Consider the following 18,446-nt stretch of genomic DNA (forward strand, 5'->3'; position numbering starts at 1 on the left):
ACTTCGCCGCTCCCAGCCGTGGGCTGACTTCGACGAAGATCGTGGTGGCCGGGGGGTTCGGCGTGGGGAAGACGACCTTCGTGGGGGCGGTGTCGGAGATCGTGCCGTTGACGACCGAGGCGGTGATGACCGACGCGTCGGCGGGGATCGACGATTTGGGGCTGACGCCGAACAAGACCACGACGACCGTGGCGATGGACTTCGGACGGGTGTCGCTTGATCGGGACCTGATTCTGTATCTGTTCGGGACGCCGGGTCAGCACCGGTTCTGGTTCATGTGGGACGACCTGGTCCGCGGGGCCATCGGTGCGATCGTGCTGGTGGACACGCGGCGGCTCGCCGACAGCTTTCCCGCGGTTGACTACTTCGAGGAGGCCCAACTGCCGTTCGTCGTCGGCGTCAACGGTTTCGACGGGCGCTACCCGCACACCGAGAATGAGGTGCGGGACGCGCTGTCCCTGTCACCGCACATCCCCGTGGTCCGCACGGACGCCCGCAACCGCGACTCGGTCAAGAGCACACTTATCAGGCTTGTCGAGCACGCGCTGACCATGCGGGTCACCGCCAGCGGCTGGGCGCGCTAGAGCGCCGGGCAAGTACGGAAAGGCGTGGCCCCCCTTTCGAGCCCCCCCACCGCGTGATCATGCACATGTTCCCGCACGCACCTTCCTGTCTGGCGCTTTGCGCTGCGTGATCATGCACACGTTCCCGTACGCACCTTCCTACCTGGCACTTTGTGCGGCGTGATCATGCACGACGAGGGTGCGCCCGACGGGCAGACACTGCATGATCACAAACATTGTCGGCACTGGTCGGACCGCGTGCGACGGAATCCCTGCATGATCACGATCCGGGAACCTTCATGTCCCCGAGTTTCCCGGGAAGCCCTGCATGATCACGATCCGGGAACCTTCACGTCCGCGAGCTTCCCGGGAAGCCCTGCATGATCACGGCGATGGGTGCGTGATCATGAAAGATGGCGAAAAGGCCCGGTCGCCGGGTCACTCCGGCGGCCGGGCCTCACTTCGCGTACGGGATCACTCCGACGGCTTGGGTTCCTCGTTCCGCAGGGCCGCCCGTCCCTCGCGCAGGCCGCGCTGGAAGCTCGACAGGCGGTTCCGCACCGCGTCCGGGGAGGCCGGCGGGCGGGGCGGCTCGGGCGCCGGCGCCGCGGCGGCGGCAGCGGCGTTGACGGAGCCCGGGATCAGGTTCGCCTTCGGCTGCCGCTTCGGCAGGCCCGAGGTGGTGACACCGCCCAGGGCGGGCTCGGTGAACGTGGCGGCCGCGACCTGCCATCCGTGGTCGGCGGGGGACTGGTCCCACTGGACGTCCTCGCCGCGCCTCTTGCGGAACCAGTCGGACTCGACGGCCGAGAAGATCGGCAGGAACTCCTCTTCGTTGTCCATGGACGGGATCCCGACCTGCGGCAGGGGACCGGTGGCGTCCTCGTCGTGCGCCTTCCGGTTGAACCGCCGCACATGGGTGAAGTTGTCCGGAGGGGCCGAGGCGGGGCTGAGTGACGCCATCGCCGGCTGCTGCGGCTCGCCCCAGGCATGAGGACCGGAGTGGTCCGGCCCCAGCGGCTGGGCGAACGGATCCGAGGCGACCGGCTGGGCGAACGGATCCGAGGCGACCGGCTGGGCGAACGGGTCCGAGGGGAAGGGCTGCGAGAACGGGTCCGAGGGGATCGGCTGCGAGAACGGGTCCGAGGGGATCGGCTGGGCGAAGGGATCCGAGGGGAACGGCTGCTGCCCGAAAGCCGGCGGGGATCCGAACGGCTGAGCGGCGACGGGCGGCTGGCCGAAGGGCTGCTGCGCGGCCGCCGACGGCTGCCCGAACGGCTGCTGGGCCGGGACGGGCTGCTGCTGACCGAACGGCTGCTGGCCGAACTGGGGCTGGCCGAAGGGCTGCTGCCCGAACTGAGGTTGGCCGAACTGCGGCTGATTGGCCCCCGCGCCCACGAGGAGGTTCTCGGGGAGCAGCACCATGGCGGTCACGCCGCCGCCGTCCTGCTGGCGGAGTTGCACACGGACGCCGTGCCGATAGGCCAGGCGCGCGACCACGAAGAGGCCCATGCGCCGGGACACGGAGACGTCGGGCTCCGGCGGGTTGGCCAGGCGGTAGTTCACGATGGACAGCTCGTCGCCGGTGATGCCGATGCCGCGGTCGCTGATGCTGATCATCAGCCCACCGCCGTCGATCCGGTTGGTCGAGATCGTGACCTTCGTCTGGGGCGGGGAGAAGGAGATGGCGTTCTCCACCAGCTCGGCGATCAGGTGGATTCCGTCGTTCACGGAGCCGCCCACGACCGACACGTCGGAGATGATCTGCATGGTCACCCGCTCGTAGCCTTCGACCTCCGACAGCGCGGCCCGGACGACGTCGATCACCGGGATCGGCTGGCTCCATCGCCGTGCGGGTTCCTGGCCGGCGAGGACCAGCAGGTTCTCGCTGTTGCGGCGCATGCGGGTCGCGAGATGGTCGAGCCGGAACAGGTGCGCGAGCCGCTCCTCGTCCTCTTCTCCCTGCTCCAGCCCGTCGATGAGGCTGAGCTGCCGTTCGACCAGCGATTGGCTTCGCCGCGAGAGGTTGACGAACATCGCGTTGACGTTGGTGCGCAGCGCGGCTTCCTGCGCCGCCAGCCGTACGGCCTCGCGGTGGACCTCGTCGAACGCCCGGGCCACTTCACCGATCTCGTCCTTCGCGGAGACCCTGATCGGGGTGACCTCGACGCCGGCCGCGGCCCCTCCGTCGAGCTCCCGGACCTTCTGGACGGTCTGCGGAAGGCTCTGGCCGGCGATGTAGAGGGCCTCTCTCCGGAGCTGGCGCAGGGGCCTGATGAGAGAGCGCACCACGATGAGGGTTACGGCGAAGACGATGAGGAGGAGCACGAGCATCGACACGGCGAGGGTGATCGCCGTCTGCCGCTCGTTCTGCTGCTGCTGCCGGCTACCGGCGAGGACCTCGCCCTCCAGGCGCTGCTCCACCGTACGCATCCGGTCGATCGTCGCGGTCGCGGAGCTGAACCACTGGCGGGGATCCGTCACGCCGGTCCGCAGGCCCTGGCGCAGCCGGGCGACTGCCTGCGCCTTGATGGCCTCGGCCTTGGTCACCTCGGGGCCGCTGACGGTTCCGGCGTAGAAGTGCAGGTCCTCGATCGAGGATCGGGCCTGGAAGTTCGTGATGGCGGTCTGCTGGGCGCTGACGGAGCCGAGGACACCGGTGAGGGTGTCGGAGTTCGCCCGGCCCGTCACGATCGCGTCGACCAGGAGGGCGCGCTGGCGCGACATCTCCTCCTTGGCCTCGGAGACGCTGGTCAGCGCGAGCACCTGGCGGCGCAGGTCGGCGTCGGTGACCTCGTTGCTCAGCGCCTCGTAGACGCGGCGGATATCGTCGATCATGGCGGAGTACGCCTGGACGGTGACGATCGGCGTCAGGCCCTTGGCGCTCAGCGCGATGTCCCTCAGCCCCTCCAGGCCGTTGAGCCAGCGTTCGACTCGGGTGACGGAGTCGACGACGTCGAGCTTCTGTCCCGGGTCGAGCGACCCGATGGAGGTCGCGACCTGCTCGCCGATCCGGTTGGAGATCTTCGTCTGGTCGGCGGCGGCCTCCTTCCGGCCCGGCCCCGCGGGACGGGCGATGTACCAGACCATGAGGTCGCGCTCCAGCGCCAGCTCATGGTTCAGGCTGCCGAGCTGCTGCACGAGAAGTGCGAGCTGCGTCAGGCGGCGGTAGTCGTCGGCGGTCCGCAGCGCCGTGGTGACGCGCATGCCGCCCAGCAGGACCGCCGCCACCGTCGGGATGATGATGAGCGCGACCAGTCGCGGGCGTACGCGCCAGGTGGGAAGTGTGAAGCGCCGACCGCGTTTGCCCTTACCTTCCGGCGGCGAGGCCGTGGTGGGGGTGGCGGCTTCAGATGCGCCCACTCGGTCGAGGCTGGGAGCCGTTCCGGTTCTCATCAGACACCGCTACCTCTCGTCGCCCTCCGAGGGGCAGACGATCCACATCGTTGACCTCTGTCACAGAGGTCCTGCGAGCATGACTGAGCTATGGGAGCACAGATTAGCGATCAGGACAACGTGCAGCAGGCTACATGTGCGGCGAATGGCGTTTTATTCCTACACGTCACCTTATGGACGTTTATTACCGTCTGACTTTTTGGAACGGTTCAACGCCCGCCGACGCCCGGCATTTCTTGACATCTACCCATTTTTGAAGGTAGGCATTCCTGGTTCGCTCGGGCGGGGACCGCCCCTCTCGGCACACCTAAGCAAAGGGAAGACAGGCACATGAGCCGCCAGCCCGGGATGTTGATCGCCGCTGCTGTCACCGCGCTGATCGTCACCGCGTGTACGGGTGGAGGAGACGGCGCCAAGGAGCCCACCTCCGGCAAGACGACGATCACCTGGTGGGACTACTTCGGCTACTCACCGGACTCCGACCAGGCGGTCAACTCGCTGATCAAGAAGTACGAGGACAGCCACCCTGACGTGGACATTCAGCGGACGGCCATCGGCTTCGGCGACTTCCGGACCAAGCTGATCCAGGCGGCGGCGTCGGGCAACTTCCCGGACATCGCGGCCATCGACAACAGCGACGTCCCCGTGTTCGCCACTCAGGGGGCCCTGGCGGACCTGACGTCCAAGATGACGGATTGGCCACAGAAGACGCAGTACCTGGATTTCGTCCTTAAGAGTGTCCAGTACGCTGGGAAGTACTACGGAGTTCCTTTCCGTAGCAATACGACAGCGCTCTGGTACAACAAGGACATGTTCCAGGAAGCGGGCATCAGTTCGCCGCCTCAGACATGGCAGGAACTGCGTGTCGACGCCAAGAAACTGACCAACGACAAACACTCGGGCATCTGTTTCTCGGCGGCGGCCACAGAGGAAGGCACCTGGACCTTCCTTCCCGCGCTCTGGCAGGCGGGCGGCGACGTCTCGAAGATCGGCAGCCAGGCTACCGTAGAGGCCCTGTCGTACTACAACGACCTGGTCAACGTGGACAAGAGCGCTCCCAAGTCCGTCCTCCAGTGGGGCCAGTCCGACATCGGCGAGCAGTTCGGCTCGGGCGTGTGCGCGATGATGTTCAACGGCCCCTGGGTGCTCGGCTCCGCCGAGAAGGGCAAGTTCTCCTGGGGTGTGGCCCCATGGCCCAAGGGCGTGGCCGGCACGGCCTCCCCGCTCGGCGGCGAGGTGTGGGGGATCAGCAAGAAGGCCGCCAACCTCGACGCGGTCTGGCAGCTGGCCGACTGGCTCGCCAACCCGGCCAACAGCAAGGACGAGGTCTCCAAGGGCCTGGGCAGCATCCCCAACCGCAAGGACACCCTGCACGACCCCGCCTGGGTCTGGCACCCCATGGTGAAGGCGTTCGCCGACCAGATGCCCGACGCCCGGCCCCGCGGCCTGTACGGCCCCAAGTACGCCCAGATCTCCGAGGCCGTCTGGACGATGGAGCAGCAGGTGCTCTCCGGCGCGAAGAGCCCGCAGGACGCGGCGGTCGAGGCGCAGACGAAGATTCTTCCCCTTCTGTCGTGACCGGAGGACCCGCAATGCAGGAGTTCAGCCAGGCCGCACGCGGCATCAACTGGCTCGTCAGCGAGTTCGTCTCCTCGGCGCCGGGTGTCGCGCACGCCGTCGTGGTGTCCGCCGACGGGCTTCCGCTGGCGTACTCGAACGGTTTCCCCAAGGACCGCGCCGACCAGCTCGCCGCCGTGGCGGCCGGCCTGGTCAGCCTCACAGCGGGCGCGTCCCGGGTGTTCGAGGGCGGCCCCGTCACCCAGACCGTGGTCGAGATGCAGCGCGGCCTGCTGCTGATCATGTCGATCAGCGACGGGTCCTGCCTGGCGGTGCTCGCGTCGGCGGACTCGGACATGGGCCTGGTGGCCTACCAGATGACGCTGCTCGTGGACCGGGCGGGGCAGGTGCTGACCCCGGCGGTCCGCGCCGAGCTCCAGGCGTCCCAGCCGCGGACATGAGCATGGATCAGTGGGGTCAGCCGTACCAGCGGGATCCCGCGTCGCCCGTCCGCCCGTACGCCGTGACGGGCGGACGCACCGCGCCTCGGATGCAGCTCGCGCTGGAAGCCCTGGTGTCCAGTGCCACCGCCAACAGCGACCTCACCAACCGGCCGCCCGAGTGGCGCGCCATCAGTGCGCTCTGCCGTCAGGTGCGGTCGGTCGCCGAGGTGTCGGCGCTGCTGCGCATCCCCCTCGGGGTCGTACGGATCCTCATCGCCGACATGACCACCGAAGGGTACCTGCACGTGCACCAGCCGCAGCTGGACGCCGGCAGGCCGGATGTGAACTTGCTGGAAAGGGTGCTCAGTGGACTTAGAAGGCTCTAGTCGCGGCCTCACCTCCGCGAAGATCGTCGTTGCCGGCGGCTTCGGTGTGGGGAAGACGACCTTCGTCGGAGCCGTCTCCGAGATCGTGCCGTTGACGACCGAGGCGGTGATGACCGACGCCGCCAAGGACGTCGACGACATCGGCCTCATCCCGAACAAGACCACCACCACGGTGGCCATGGACTTCGGCCGCGTGTCCCTGGACCGGGACCTGATCCTGTACCTGTTCGGCACGCCGGGCCAGCATCGGTTCTGGTTCATGTGGGACGACCTCGTGCGCGGGGCGATCGGCGCGGTGGTGCTGGTCGACATGCGGCGGCTCGCCGACAGCTTCCCGGCGGTCGACTACTTCGAGGAGGCCGAGCTGCCGTTCATCGTCGGCGTCAACGGCTTCGACGGCCAGTTCAACCACGGTGAGGACGAGATCAGGGAGGCCCTCACCATCTCTCCGGGCATCCCGATCGTCCGCACCGACGCCCGGTCCCGGGAGTCGGTCAAGAACACCCTCATCACCCTCGTCGAGCACGCGCTGACCAGCCGGGTGGGGGCACCCGGGTGGTGACAGGGCCGCGCCCGACGCGGCGGCTCGGGCGCGAAAGCCGTGTGGACGGATAGGCTGGGGGCACCCGACCCATACGTCCATCGACCGTCCATTCGCTTCGAGGCTGGCCAATCACGTGTTCGAGACCCTTTCCGACCGGCTGACTTCGGTCTTCTCCTCCCTACGGTCCAAAGGCAGGCTTTCCGACGCCGACATCGACGCGACCTGCCGCGAGATCCGCATCGCGTTGCTCGAGGCGGACGTCGCGCTGCCCGTCGTCAAGGACTTCGTGGCACGGGTCAAGGAGAGGGCCCGCGGAGCCGAGGTCTCCCAGGCCCTCAATCCCGCCCAGCAGGTCGTCAAGATCGTCAATGACGAGCTGATCGAGATCCTCGGCGGCGAGACGCGCAGGCTGCGCTACGCCAAGACGCCGCCGACCGTGATCATGCTCGCGGGTCTCCAGGGCTCGGGTAAGACCACGCTCGCGGGCAAGCTCGCCAAGTGGCTACGCGACCAGGGGCACGCCCCGCTGCTCGTGGCCTGTGACCTGCAGCGCCCCAACGCCGTCCAGCAGCTCTCGGTCGTGGCCGAGCGGGCCGAGGTCGCCGTCTACGCGCCGGAGCCGGGCAACGGCGTCGGCGACCCCGTGGCGGTGGCCAGGCAGTCGATCGACCACGCGCGGCGCCAGCAGTACGACGTGGTCATCGTCGACACCGCCGGCCGCCTGGGCATCGACCAGGAGCTGATGCGGCAGGCGGCCGACATCCGCGACGCGATCAGCCCTGACGAGGTCCTGTTCGTGGTCGACGCGATGATCGGCCAGGACGCCGTGACCACCGCGCAGGCGTTCATGGACGGGGTCGGCTTCGACGGGGTCGTCCTCACAAAGCTCGACGGCGACGCCCGGGGCGGCGCGGCCCTGTCGGTCCGGCATGTGACCGGCCGCCCGATCATGTTCGCGTCCACCGGTGAGAAGCTGGCCGACTTCGACGCCTTCCACCCGGACCGCATGGCGGGCCGCATCCTCGACATGGGTGACATCCTCACCCTGATCGAGCAGGCCCAGAAGACCTTTGACGAGCAGGAAGCCGCCAAGATGGCGAGCAAGCTCGTCTCCGGCGACGGCTTCACGCTCGACGACTTCCTCGAGCAGATGATGATGGTCCGCCGGATGGGGCCCATCAAGAACCTGCTCGGCATGATGCCCGGCATGGGGCAGATGCGCGACCAGCTCAACCAGGTCGACGACCGCGACCTCGACCGCATCGCCGCGATCATCCGCTCGATGACGCCTGGCGAGCGGCAGGACCCAAAGATCATCAACGGCTCCCGCCGTGCCCGTATCGCGGGCGGCTCCGGCGTCACCGTCACCGAGGTGAGCAACCTCGTCGTCCGCTTCTTCGAGGCCCAGAAGATGATGAAGCGGATGACCCAGGGCATGGGCATTCCCGGCATGCCGGGCGGCCGCAAGTCCCAGAAGGCGCAGAAGCCCAAGAAGGGCCGCCGAGTGAGCGGCGACCCTCGCAAGGCGGGCCAGGCCAAGCCGGGATCCGGGACCGGACCCGAAGCCGTTCAGCCGCCCAAGGGAGTGCTCGGCAACCTCCAGCTCCCGCCCGGTTTCGACCCCTCGAAGCTCAACCTCCCGGGTCAGAACTAAGTCGTGTCTCGTGGCCGCCGGGCGCTCGTCACAGGCGGGTGCCCGGCGCCATCGGCGTGACGTCGAGCCGGCCGTCGCCGCAAACCATGGCCGTGAACGGGATCTCCAGGTGCGCGACCTCGTCCGGCGGAATGATCATGAGCCGCTTGGCGGTCGGGCACCGGGTCTCGTTGCCGGTCTCCACCACGGTCCAGTGCACCCGGGCGTGGGCGCTGCCGCCGGGCTTCAGCGTGACGCGATGGGGCTGGACGCTTTCCCTGCGCGTCCTGGTGCGCAGCGCGTCGCCGTGGCCGTCAATCATGATCAGTCCGACGAAGCCGTAGACCCAGCAGGTCTTCGAGGACGTGTTCGTGAGGATCAGAGGCGCGTAGTGGTTCCCCGCCCCCGCGTCGCCCTCTCCGAACCGCGCCTTCAGGGCGGTTGTACGGCATCGCCCGGCCGGGGCCGTCCGCAGCGCCGCGGAGCTCGCGACCTTGGTCGCCGACGTGCTGATGTCACGGCTGGAGGGCGTGCTTGAGAGAGCGGGGGAGCCGCATGCCGCCGCCGCCAGCACCAGCCCGGCCGCGGCCGCCGAGGCGCCCACGCGGCGGGCCGTACGCTTGATTCGTTCCATGCCCCCTAAGACGCGCGGTCCCGCCGTTTTGTTCGACGCCGATTCGGGCCCGTGTCCGGCCCGTGTCCGGTCCGTGTCCGGCTCGTGCCAGGCCCCTTGTCCGGCGCCTGTCCGGCGAGAAACTCGGACGGCGGGGCGCGGAGGCGTCCGGTCCGGCGCCGCGGGTGCGTGCGGTGCTTCCGGCTGAGGGCGTGGACGCTTCGGCCGAGGGTGCCGATGTTGCGACATCGTCGCCGTTCCTAGGGGTTTGATTGGCCAAGCACCCGGAATCATCTGGCAGAATGTCAAGCTGGAACATCGTGGCCGCGGGTGCCCTCTCACCCCCGCCGGTCGCGCCTGTCCCTCGGGCGGGCTCCCATCGTGCCCCACTCGATGAGACACCGCTCACCCACGCTCTAATGCAGGAGAGACCACACCCGTGGCAGTCAAGATCAAGCTCAAGCGGCTCGGGATGATCCGCAACCCGCAGTACCGCATCGTCGTCGCCGACAGCCGCACCAAGCGTGACGGCCGGGCGATCGAGGAGATCGGTCTGTACCACCCGAAGGAGAACCCCTCGCGTATCGAGGTCGACTCCGAGCGGGCGCAGTACTGGCTGGGTGTCGGCGCGCAGCCGACCGACCCGGTCCTCAAGCTCTTCAAGCTGACCGGCGACTGGCAGAAGTTCAAGGGCGAGGCCGCTCCGGCTCCGCTCCTGGTCGCCGAGGCGAAGCCGGACCGGCACGCCGCCTACGAGGCCGCGGCCAAGGAGTCGCTCTCGGGTGACACCGGCGGCGCCGCCACCACGCAGAAGAAGGCCAGGAAGCCCGCCAAGGCCGAAGAGACCGCCGAGACCCCGGCCGCCGCCGCCGAGGAGAAGCCGGAAGGCGAGGCCTGAGGTGCTCGAGGAGGCCCTCGAGCACCTGGTTAAGGGCATCGTCGAGCATCCCGGCGACGTCCAGGTCCGGGCTCGGCGCATCCGCACCGGGCGCGTTCTCGAGGTCCGGGTCCACCCCGAGGACCTCGGCAAGGTCATCGGCCGCGGGGGCCGTACGGCCAAGGCGTTGCGCACCGTCGTCAACGCCCTGTCCGACGGCAAGTACGTGCGGGTCGACCTGGTCGACCTGGACGAGGCCCGCTGAGCAGAACCGCATGTCCGGGGGACCCTCGTACGGGGGTCCCCCGGCTCGGTTTCGGGGGCCTCACGCATTTTCGACGGCGGTTCAGAGGATTCCGAGGGTCTGGAGGGAAGGCGAGAAGTGCAGCTTGTCGTGGGCAGGATCGGCCGACCGCACGGCGTGCGGGGTGAGGTCACCGTCGAGGTGCGCACCGACGACCCCGAGTTGCGCTTCGCCGCTGGTACGGCTCTCGCCACCGATCCCGCGAATGTCGGGCCGCTCACCATCGAGCGGGCCCGCTGGCATTCCGGCATCCTGCTGCTGACCCTGGCCGGCGTGCACGACAGGGACGCCGCCGAGGAGCTCCGCGGCACGACGCTGGTCGTCGACTCCGCCGAGATCCCGCCGTCCGATGATCCGGACGAGTTCCACGACTACCAGCTCATCGGCCTCGCCGTCGTGACGACGAGGGGCGAGAAGGTGGGAGAGGTCAGCGATGTCCTCCACCACGGCCAGGACCTGCTGGTAGTCAGCCGTCCGTCCCGGGACGACGTCTATGTCCCGTTCGTCAAGGCGCTGGTCCCCGAGATCGACCTCGGGAAGGGCGTGCTCGTCCTGGACGCCCCGCCCGGCCTGCTCGATCTCGACAGAGCTGATGTCGACGGGGCCGATGTTGACGGGGCCGATGTTGACGGGGCCGAGTAGAGGGGGACGGATGCGCGCCGACATCATCTCGATCTTCCCGGAGTATTTCGCGCCGCTCGACGTCTCCCTGATGGGCAAGGCGCGGGAGCGCGGCATCCTCGACATCCGCCTCCACCAGCTCCGCGACTGGACCCGCGACGTCCACAAGACCGTGGACGACACGCCGTACGGCGGTGGCCCCGGGATGGTGATGAAACCGGAGATCTGGGGCGAGGCCATCGACGCCGTCGTCGCCCAGGGGCAGCGAGATCAGCAGGGTCATCAGGCTCATCAGGGCGGTGGGGAAGGCGGCGTGCCGGCCGCGCTGCCCCGGATGATCGTGCCCACGCCGAGCGGCCGGCCGTTCACGCAGGAAGTGGCCCTGGAGTACGCCAAGGAGCCGTGGCTTCTCTTCGCCCCCGCCCGCTATGAGGGCATCGACTCGCGCGTCATGGCCGAGTACGGCTCCCGCCTGCGGGTCGACGAGGTCAGCATCGGCGACTACGTCCTCGCGGGGGGAGAGGCGGCCGTATTAGTGATCGTCGAGGCGGTCGGGCGGCTGCTGCCCGGGGTGCTCGGCAACGCGTGCTCGGTCGCCGACGACTCCTTCGCCCCCGGCGCGATGGCCAACCTGCTCGAAGGTCCCGTTTACACCAAGCCGCCCGTGTGGCGCGGCCATGAGGTGCCGGAGATCCTCCTGTCGGGCCACCACGGGAAGATCGCTCGCTGGCGGCGGGACGAGGCGCTCCGCCGTACGCTGGAGAAGAGGCCGGAGCTTGCCGCCAGGCTCGACGCCGGCAGCCTCGACGCGCACGATAGGCGCGTGCTTGAGGCGTTCGAGGGCCGGCCATCCGGCGGCTCTTCCGGTGACCCGTTCAGCGGCTCTTCCGGCGGCTCGTTTCGCGCCGGGCCGGAAGATGTGGCAAACTGAATCGCTGCTGCCGACTTTCGTTGTCGCGGCATGGCCGGGCAAGGTCCGGTCCCAGACGTAAAGTCAGACTCATCAAAAAGCCAGACGTATCAAAAGCCAAGCGTGCGTGTCCCCCTCGTCGCCGAGCCCCGCGGGCCGGCCGGGTGGACCTCCGTGCGCGCTCATGTCAATGAGGAACCGCTGCCATGCACACGCAGATCCAGGAGCTCGAGAAGGCTGCCCTCCGCAGCGACGTACCGGCGTTCCGCCCGGGTGACACGCTGGAGGTCCACGTCCGCGTCGTCGAGGGCAACCGGTCCCGCATCCAGGTGTTCAAGGGCTTCGTCCTGCGCCGCCAGGGCGGTGGCGCCCGCGAGACGTTCACCGTCCGCAAGGTCAGCTACGGCGTGGGCGTCGAGCGGACCTTCCCGGTCCACAGCCCGGTGATCGAGAAGATCAACGTCCTGACCCGCGGTGACGTCCGCCGGGCGAAGCTCTACTACATGCGTGACCTGCGCGGCAAGGCCGCCCGCATCCGCGAGAAGCGTGAGGCGCTCCCGGCGTCCAAGTAGGCGAAGCGATGATCGTGGTCCGTGCCGTACGGCGCGGACCACTTTCTTTTGCCGCCGATGGCCGAGTCCGCGACCATGACTGTCGTGGACATCATCTAGGCTCAGCAGCGATGGCTATTGAGGGACAGGGGTCCGGCGGGCGCCGCCCTGCCGAGGACGGGGTGGACGTGGTCGCGGAAGACACCCAGCAGGCCGCCAAGAGCGGCGGCGGGAAGAAGGGCTCCTTCTGGCGGGAGCTGCCCGTCCTGATAGTGGTCGCCGTCGTTCTGGCGCTGCTCATCAAGTCCTTCGTGGTCCAGGCTTTCTACATCCCGTCCGAGTCGATGGAGGACACGCTCCTCACGAACGACCGGGTCCTGGTCAACAAGCTCGTCTACCGGGTGCGCGACATCGAGCGCGGCGACATCGTCGTGTTCAGCGGCGTCGACTCCTGGGACCCCGAGGTCAAGCTCGAGGAGCCGTCGAATCCGATCGCCGGGTTCTTCCGCTGGGTCGGCACCGCGTTCGGGTTCGTCCCCGGTGAGAAGGACTACATCAAGCGGGTCATCGGCGTGCCCGGCGACAAGGTCAAGTGCTGCGACGCCAAGGGCCGGATCACGGTGAACGGCGTGCCGCTCGAGGAGAAGTCGTACCTCTACCCGGGCGACGTCCCGTCGTCGCGGGAGTTCGAGGTCACCGTGCCGAAGGACCGGCTCTGGGTCATGGGCGACCACCGGTCGGTCTCGCTCGACTCCCGGTCGCACCAGGGTGATCCGGGCGGGGGCACCATCCCCGCCAACGAGGTGATCGGGCGGGCCTTCGTCATCGTCTGGCCGTTCAACCGGGCCAAGATCCTGCCGATCCCCGAGACGTTCGCCCAGCCGGCCCTCCAGGCCGCGGCCGGAGCCGCCCCGGCGGTCCTCGGGCTGGCCGGAGCCATCCCGCTCGTGGCGCTGCGCCGCCGTCTGGCCAGGCGGTAACGCGGTGCCCGAGACCGAAGACAAGGACTCCTCCACCAAGAAGCGCTCGGGCCTGCGTGAAACTCTCATGTTCACGCTGGGCGGGATCGCGGTGGCCCTCCTGGTGCACGCCTTCGTCCTGCAGTCGTTCTACATCCCGTCCGAGTCGATGGAGAACACGCTGCTGGTCAACGACCGGGTCGTGGTGAACAAGCTCGCCTACCGGTTCGGCGACGTGAAGCGCGGCGACATCGTCGTCTTCAAGGGCTGGACCGGAGAGGACACGATCAAGCGGGTGATCGGCGTCGGCGGCGACGTCGTCAAGTGCTGCGACGCCAAGCGCCGGATCACGGTCAACGGGACGCCGCTCGACGAGGAGGGCAAATACATTTACCCCGGGGCCTACCCTTCGGGCCGGCAGTTCGAGGTCAAGGTCCCCGCTGGGCGTCTCTGGCTCATGGGTGACCACCGGAACAACTCGCAGGACTCCCGGCATTTCCTGGAGGACGGCCATTACGGCACGGTCTCGGAGGACGACGTGATCGGCCGGGCGTTCGTGCGCTACTGGCCCCTGTCACGCCTGTCCTTCCTGTCCCGGCCCGAGACTTTCTCGGCCGTCCACTGAAGCTGCCTGCGACGACGTCCTCCGGGTGCGCTCCTGCCGTACCACGGGGGCTGAATGGGGCGTAATCTGCTTGTCGTCATGACAGCTCTGTATCGCCCGCGTCCCAGCGTCGTCCGGCGGGATTCCGGACTCTACGGTTACGAGCGAGCTCTCGCCCGGCGGGGGCTCACGCCGGTCGCCGGGGTGGACGAGGCCGGTCGGGGCGCCTGCGCCGGGCCGCTCGTCGTGGCCGCGGTGGTGCTGGGCCGGGAGATCGACGGGCTGAGCGACTCCAAGCTGCTGACCGAGGCCGTCCGTGAGCGCATGTACGACCGGATAGTCGCCACGGCGAAGGCCGTCAGCGTGGTCGTGGTCCCGCCCCAGGACATCGACGCGCGCGGCCTGCACAAGTGCAACGTCGCCGGGATGCGCCGCGCGGTGGCAGGCCTGGGAAGCGACCTCGGCTACATCCTGGTCGACGGGTTCCCCGTCCCCGGGCTCCCGGCGCCGTCGCTGGCGGTGTGGAAGGGCGACCAGGTCGCGGCCTGCATGGCGGCCGCCTCGATCGTCGCCAAGGTCACCAGGGACCGCATGATGCACAGCCTGGACGAGATTTACCCCCAGTACGGCTTCGCCGTACACAAGGGATATGTGACGCCCGGCCATCGGCGGGCTTTGGCGGTTCACGGACCGAGCCCGCATCATCGGTTCTCGTTCGTGACTGTGGCAAAAGTGACTCGTGGGATCGAGATCCGGCACGCGAGCCCGTGGACCGGGCAGGATGAGGACATGCGGGAGAATGAGGTAGGGGCCGGTGTCGTCTGAACGGGCGATCTCGACGGGGAGCGCAAGAGGAGGACCGGGATGAGCGCGGAAGATCTCGAAAAATACGAGACTGAGATGGAGCTGCAGCTCTACCGGGAGTACCGCGACGTGGTGGGGCTGTTCACCTACGTTGTCGAGACGGAGCGGCGCTTCTATCTCACCAACTCGGTGGACCTCGACGTCCGCACGGCCGAGAACGGCGACGTCTTCTTCGACGTGAAGATGCAGGACGCCTGGGTCTGGGACATGTACCGCCCGGCCAGGTTCGTCAAGAACGTGCGGGTGGTGACCTTCAAGGACGTCAACGTCGAAGAGCTGGCCAAGCCCGATCTCGAGATGCCCAAGGAAGGCTTCTCCAGCTAGTGTCCTGCCCGGCCGCCCACCAGCGGCCGGGCCTTCTGGGCTCTGCGGGGGCTTTGCACGGGCGGCGTCTCGGGGTTATGCACAGAGCGGTGTTCGGCGGGTTCTTGCTCGTGCGGGAAGTCGCAGTGTTGCTCCCGTGCGTTTGTCTGCCCGTGTGCTGCTTGTGCTGTGTCCGGTCGCGTCACAGGTCCTTTGGCTGGTCGCGCCCGCGGTCGCCGAGCCGGGGCCGCCGGCCTCGCCCCGGCCCGCGTCCGGCTGGCGGTGGCCGCTGGCCGGTCACCCGACGGTGATCAGGCGCTTCGATCCTCCGGCGCAGCGATGGCTGGCGGGCCATCGCGGTGTCGATCTCGCGGCCGCGCCCGGCCAGGAGGTCCATGCCGTGGGCCCGGGAACGGTCGGACATGCCGGGCCGGTCGGCGGGAGGGGAGTGGTCACGATCGTCCACGCTGACGGCCTGCGGACGACGTACCTGCCGGTTCAGCCGTTGGTACGGCCCGGCGAGGCCGTCGGGGTGGGCGATGTCATCGGCATGGTCGTCAGCTCGCCGGGGCACTGCATGGTCACGTGCCTCCACTGGGGTCTGTTGCGCGGGGACTCATATCTCGACCCGCTCCTGCTGCTCGGCGTCGGTCAGGTCCGCCTGCTGCCGTTGTGGTCCCATCCGGAGACACCGCATGTCGCCAACCCGCTGCGGCCGGAGCCGGGGCCGGGCTTGAGGTCGGGGTCGGTGTCGGACGTGCCAACCGCCACGACGCCCGCCGCGCGGCCTCGGCTTTCGGCGGTGTCCGGGGCGTCCAAAGCCGAGCATGCCCGGGGAAGGGACTCCACCGGGCCTGCGGCCTCCGCGCCCGCCGCGCGGCCCGGGCTCTCGGCGGTGCCCGTCAGCGCCGTCCTGGCCGGCATGGGCACAACCTCAGCGTTGTGGCTGCTCATGGCTCTCGGCTCAGCGAGGGGGCCGAGCCGGCGCAGGACGCGGCAACCAGGTGTCAGGCGCGGGGGTGGGCCTGGCGGTAGGCGGCGCGGAGCCGATCGATCGAGACGTGCGTGTAGATCTGGGTAGTGGCCAGAGAGGCATGGCCGAGGAGCTCTTGAACGCTGCGCAGGTCGGCTCCGCCCTCCAGCAAATGCGTGGCAGCGGTGTGGCGCAATCCATGCGGCCCCATGTCGGGAGCCTCGGCCTCGGCCAGGCGGGCGTGCACGACCCGGCGTACGGTCCCCTGATCGATCCGGCCGCCACGCACCCCGAGGAATAGCGCCGGGCCGGTTCCCTCGCGGATCCACAGCGGCCTGCCACGCACGCACCAGGCGTCCAGAGCGTGCAGCGCGGGCAGCCCGAAGGGCACGGTGCGCTCCTTGCGTCCTTTGCCCATCACTCTCACGGTGTTGCGGTCACGATCGACGTCGTCCACGTCGAGCCCGCAGAGCTCGCTCACGCGCATTCCGGTCGCATACAGCAACTCCATGATCGCCCGATCCCGCAGGTCCCGAGGATCGCCGGAACCGTCCAGGTCGAGTACGGCCTGCGCCTCGGCCTGGTCCAGGACCACGGGAAGAGCGCGGCTCGACTTGGCAGTGCCCAGGAGGAGGCCGGGATCGGTCGCGAGCAGGCCGCGCCGGTGGCAGAAGGCCGTGAATACCCGGGCACAGGCCGTCCGCCGCGCGAGTGTCGCCCGTGAGCGCCCGGCCTGATGCTGATCCCCGAGCCAATCACGCAAAACGGTGATATCGAGCGCGTCGAGGCTGTCATGACCGGCGGCTTCGAGGTGCGTCAGCAGCGAGGTGATGTCACCGAGGTAGGCCCGGACGGTGTGCGGTGACAGGTCCCGTTCCAGCCGGAGATGCCGCTCGAACGCCGCCAGGACGGTGTCGTTCACGCCTGAGACCCTGCCGTCGGTCATGGCCGCCATGCTATCCACCGCGCTATCCACCGCCCACGCGGCGGCTCCGGCTCCCGAAGTGTCAGCCTGCGTCCCAGGGGAGTCGCTCCTGTCCCGGGGGAGTGGCCCGCCCCGAAGTGGAGTTTCCACCTCGTGTCCCAAGGGGCGGCTCCCGCAACCTGGGGGCCGGCGCGACCTTGCCATGGCGGGCGCTCGCCTGCGGGACTAGGGGTGGCGGGCGGGGCGGAGTCGCCAGCCTCGGGCGACGGGCTCTACGAAACCGGCCGCCATGAGACTGCCGAGGCAGCTCAGTGCCGTCGTCATGTCCACGCCCGCCGCCACGGCGATGGTCGCCGGCCCGGCGCCGCCGCGGGCTGGTACCGCTTCCAGGACTCGTCTCGTCTCGTCGTTCAGGCCGTCGCGTGGCCGTACCGGTCCTCGGGGCTCCGGTGCCAGGTCCGCGCCGATCGAGCCGACCAGCTCGATCACCTCCTCGACGGAGGTCACGCAGACCGCCTTTCCCTGGCGGATCAGCACGTGGCAGCCCTCGGAGTTCTCGCTGGTGATCGGCCCCGGCACGGCCATGAGCTGCCGGTTGAGGGTGGACGCGTGCGTGGCGGTGTTGAGAGCTCCGCTACGCACCGCGGCCTGCACGACGACCGTGCCCCGCGACAGCGCCGCGATGACCCGGTTCCTGACCAGGAAGCGCGGCCGTGTGGGATGGACGCCGGGAGGCCACTCGCTGATCACCACGCCCTGGGAGCGGACGGCGCGGAACAGGTCCTCGTGGGCGCGGGGATAGCAGACGTCAGTCCCGCAGGCGAGCACGACGACCGTCGGGGAGCCGCCCGCGAGCGCGCCGCGATGGGCGGCGCCGTCGATCCCGTAGGCTCCACCGCTGATCACCGACCACCCTTCGTCGGCGAGCCTCGAGCCGAACTCGGACGCCACCGTGACCCCGTAGGCGGTGGCCGCCCTCGACCCGACGATCGCGACCGAGCGTAGGCAGGAGAAGCGCAGGTTGGCCTCGCCGTCCAGCCAGAGCCCGTAGGGCCGGTAGTCGCCGAGGTCGTCGAGCTGGGTCGGCCATTCCGGATCACCGGGGATGATCAGCCGGGCTCCGCGCTGCCGCCCCTGGGCGAGGTCGGCGGCCGGGTCGGCCTGGCGGGCCGCCCAGCCGGCGACCAGTTGTTCGAGGTTGAGCCGTCGCCGGGAGGCCTCGGCGAGCTCTTTCTCCCTCCTCGCGAACTCCGGCTCCAGTGCTCCCCGCCGAGCCTGGTCGAGCGCGCCTCGCGGGCCGTACCAGGCGATCAGCCGGCCCATGACGGGGTCGCCGGCCTCGGCGACGCGCATGAGCGCGACCCTGGCCAGCCGATCGTCCTCCAGCGGCTGTCCACCGCAGTCGAGCGACATCGACATG

The 18,446-nt window shown here is 69.1% G+C and carries 20 protein-coding genes and 1 pseudogene; 16 read left to right on the forward strand and 5 right to left on the reverse strand.

Annotated elements, in window-relative coordinates:
- Positions 1 to 23 precede the first annotated feature (23 nt).
- Entirely contained in the window at positions 24 to 584 is a 561-nt protein-coding gene (locus N5079_RS03050) for a GTP-binding protein (protein ID WP_261581873.1), read from the forward strand.
- Positions 585 to 1,037: 453 nt separating this feature from the next.
- On the opposite strand, the gene N5079_RS03055 is transcribed toward N5079_RS03050, so the two are convergent.
- Positions 1,038 to 3,926 (reverse strand): nitrate- and nitrite sensing domain-containing protein, encoded by a 2,889-nt coding sequence (locus tag N5079_RS03055; protein WP_261581762.1) that lies wholly within the window; start codon positions 3,924 to 3,926, stop codon positions 1,038 to 1,040.
- A 363-nt stretch (positions 3,927 to 4,289) separates the two neighbouring features.
- On the opposite strand from N5079_RS03055, the gene N5079_RS03060 reads away from it, so the two are divergent.
- The 5 genes from N5079_RS03060 (at position 4,290) to ffh (ending at position 8,543) form a co-directional block, all read left to right on the forward strand.
- Positions 4,290 to 5,537: an ABC transporter substrate-binding protein gene (locus tag N5079_RS03060; RefSeq protein WP_261581763.1), complete on the forward strand. Its 1,248-nt coding sequence runs from the start codon at positions 4,290 to 4,292 to the stop codon at positions 5,535 to 5,537.
- A gap of 14 nt (positions 5,538 to 5,551) precedes the next feature.
- Entirely contained in the window at positions 5,552 to 5,977 is a 426-nt protein-coding gene (locus N5079_RS03065; RefSeq protein WP_261581764.1) for a roadblock/LC7 domain-containing protein, read from the forward strand.
- Complete coding sequence (locus tag N5079_RS03070) at positions 5,974 to 6,345, forward strand: DUF742 domain-containing protein (RefSeq protein WP_410007729.1); 372 nt, start codon at positions 5,974 to 5,976, stop codon at positions 6,343 to 6,345. Before N5079_RS03065 ends, N5079_RS03070 begins: the two co-directional genes overlap by 4 nt.
- On the forward strand, positions 6,326 to 6,907 hold the full coding sequence (locus N5079_RS03075) for a GTP-binding protein (protein ID WP_261581766.1): 582 nt from the start codon (positions 6,326 to 6,328) through the stop codon (positions 6,905 to 6,907). The genes N5079_RS03070 and N5079_RS03075 overlap by 20 nt, the downstream gene beginning before the upstream one ends.
- Positions 6,908 to 7,022: 115 nt before the next feature.
- The gene (ffh, locus tag N5079_RS03080; protein ID WP_261581767.1) at positions 7,023 to 8,543 is read left to right on the forward strand and encodes a signal recognition particle protein; all 1,521 of its coding nucleotides are present in this window, start codon (positions 7,023 to 7,025) and stop codon (positions 8,541 to 8,543) included.
- Positions 8,544 to 8,571: 28 nt separating this feature from the next.
- On the opposite strand, the gene N5079_RS03085 is transcribed toward ffh, so the two are convergent.
- Positions 8,572 to 9,156 (reverse strand): DUF4232 domain-containing protein, encoded by a 585-nt coding sequence (locus tag N5079_RS03085; protein WP_261581769.1) that lies wholly within the window; start codon positions 9,154 to 9,156, stop codon positions 8,572 to 8,574.
- A 418-nt stretch (positions 9,157 to 9,574) separates the two neighbouring features.
- Here N5079_RS03085 and rpsP point away from each other — a divergent pair, with 418 nt between their 5' ends.
- The 10 genes and pseudogenes from rpsP to N5079_RS03135 all read left to right on the forward strand — a co-directional run.
- On the forward strand, positions 9,575 to 10,033 hold the full coding sequence (gene rpsP, locus N5079_RS03090; protein WP_261581770.1) for a 30S ribosomal protein S16: 459 nt from the start codon (positions 9,575 to 9,577) through the stop codon (positions 10,031 to 10,033).
- Between the two features lies 1 nt (position 10,034).
- A complete protein-coding gene (locus N5079_RS03095) occupies positions 10,035 to 10,277 on the forward strand; it encodes an RNA-binding protein (RefSeq protein WP_261581771.1) in 243 nt (80 codons plus the stop codon).
- A gap of 117 nt (positions 10,278 to 10,394) precedes the next feature.
- Entirely contained in the window at positions 10,395 to 10,958 is a 564-nt protein-coding gene (rimM, locus tag N5079_RS03100; RefSeq protein ID WP_261581772.1) for a ribosome maturation factor RimM, read from the forward strand.
- A 10-nt stretch (positions 10,959 to 10,968) separates the two neighbouring features.
- Positions 10,969 to 11,868 carry a tRNA (guanosine(37)-N1)-methyltransferase TrmD gene (gene trmD, locus N5079_RS03105; RefSeq protein ID WP_261581773.1) on the forward strand — a complete coding sequence of 300 codons (900 nt, stop codon included), beginning with the start codon at positions 10,969 to 10,971 and terminating at the stop codon, positions 11,866 to 11,868.
- Positions 11,869 to 12,053: 185 nt separating this feature from the next.
- Positions 12,054 to 12,419 (forward strand): 50S ribosomal protein L19, encoded by a 366-nt coding sequence (gene rplS / locus N5079_RS03110; RefSeq protein WP_261581774.1) that lies wholly within the window; start codon positions 12,054 to 12,056, stop codon positions 12,417 to 12,419.
- Positions 12,420 to 12,529: 110 nt separating this feature from the next.
- A complete protein-coding gene (gene lepB, locus N5079_RS03115) occupies positions 12,530 to 13,378 on the forward strand; it encodes a signal peptidase I (RefSeq protein WP_261581775.1) in 849 nt (282 codons plus the stop codon).
- Positions 13,379 to 13,382: 4 nt separating this feature from the next.
- Positions 13,383 to 13,982 (forward strand): signal peptidase I, encoded by a 600-nt coding sequence (gene lepB / locus N5079_RS03120; RefSeq protein WP_261581776.1) that lies wholly within the window; start codon positions 13,383 to 13,385, stop codon positions 13,980 to 13,982.
- 78 nt (positions 13,983 to 14,060) lie between these two features.
- Positions 14,061 to 14,786, forward strand: a complete 726-nt coding sequence (locus tag N5079_RS03125; protein WP_261581777.1) for a ribonuclease HII — start codon at positions 14,061 to 14,063, stop codon at positions 14,784 to 14,786.
- 39 nt (positions 14,787 to 14,825) lie between these two features.
- On the forward strand, positions 14,826 to 15,149 hold the full coding sequence (locus N5079_RS03130; protein WP_030511723.1) for a DUF2469 domain-containing protein: 324 nt from the start codon (positions 14,826 to 14,828) through the stop codon (positions 15,147 to 15,149).
- A gap of 379 nt (positions 15,150 to 15,528) precedes the next feature.
- Positions 15,529 to 15,699: pseudogene (locus N5079_RS03135) on the forward strand (M23 family peptidase); the annotation flags it as partial.
- An 80-nt stretch (positions 15,700 to 15,779) separates the two neighbouring features.
- Here the strand turns inward: N5079_RS03135 and N5079_RS03140 are convergent.
- From N5079_RS03140 to dprA, 3 genes are all read right to left on the reverse strand, one after another.
- Positions 15,780 to 16,052 (reverse strand): hypothetical protein, encoded by a 273-nt coding sequence (locus tag N5079_RS03140; RefSeq protein WP_261581877.1) that lies wholly within the window; start codon positions 16,050 to 16,052, stop codon positions 15,780 to 15,782.
- A gap of 83 nt (positions 16,053 to 16,135) precedes the next feature.
- A complete protein-coding gene (locus tag N5079_RS03145) occupies positions 16,136 to 17,047 on the reverse strand; it encodes a tyrosine recombinase XerC (protein WP_261581779.1) in 912 nt (303 codons plus the stop codon).
- 204 nt (positions 17,048 to 17,251) lie between these two features.
- Entirely contained in the window at positions 17,252 to 18,445 is a 1,194-nt protein-coding gene (dprA, locus tag N5079_RS03150; RefSeq protein WP_261581781.1) for a DNA-processing protein DprA, read from the reverse strand.
- Position 18,446: the final 1 nt, after the last annotated feature.

The sequence above is a fragment of the Planotetraspora sp. A-T 1434 genome, assembly GCF_025420585.1.
Classification (GTDB): Bacteria; Actinomycetota; Actinomycetes; order Streptosporangiales; family Streptosporangiaceae; genus JAOEGB01.

Coding starts and splice junctions, on each gene's coding strand:
- N5079_RS03060 (WP_261581763.1), top strand. CDS start 4,290: ATGAGCCGCCAGCCCGGGATGTTGATCGCCGCTGCTGTCACCGCGCTG.
- N5079_RS03065 (WP_261581764.1), top strand. CDS start 5,552: ATGCAGGAGTTCAGCCAGGCCGCACGCGGCATCAACTGGCTCGTCAGC.
- N5079_RS03070 (WP_410007729.1), top strand. CDS start 5,974: ATGAGCATGGATCAGTGGGGTCAGCCGTACCAGCGGGATCCCGCGTCG.
- N5079_RS03085 (WP_261581769.1), bottom strand. CDS start 9,156: ATGGAACGAATCAAGCGTACGGCCCGCCGCGTGGGCGCCTCGGCGGCC.
- trmD (WP_261581773.1), top strand. CDS start 10,969: ATGCGCGCCGACATCATCTCGATCTTCCCGGAGTATTTCGCGCCGCTC.
- rplS (WP_261581774.1), top strand. CDS start 12,054: ATGCACACGCAGATCCAGGAGCTCGAGAAGGCTGCCCTCCGCAGCGAC.
- lepB (WP_261581775.1), top strand. CDS start 12,530: ATGGCTATTGAGGGACAGGGGTCCGGCGGGCGCCGCCCTGCCGAGGAC.
- N5079_RS03125 (WP_261581777.1), top strand. CDS start 14,061: ATGACAGCTCTGTATCGCCCGCGTCCCAGCGTCGTCCGGCGGGATTCC.
- N5079_RS03130 (WP_030511723.1), top strand. CDS start 14,826: ATGAGCGCGGAAGATCTCGAAAAATACGAGACTGAGATGGAGCTGCAG.
- N5079_RS03140 (WP_261581877.1), bottom strand. CDS start 16,052: ATGCCGGCCAGGACGGCGCTGACGGGCACCGCCGAGAGCCCGGGCCGC.
- N5079_RS03145 (WP_261581779.1), bottom strand. CDS start 17,047: ATGACCGACGGCAGGGTCTCAGGCGTGAACGACACCGTCCTGGCGGCG.
- dprA (WP_261581781.1), bottom strand. CDS start 18,445: ATGTCGATGTCGCTCGACTGCGGTGGACAGCCGCTGGAGGACGATCGG.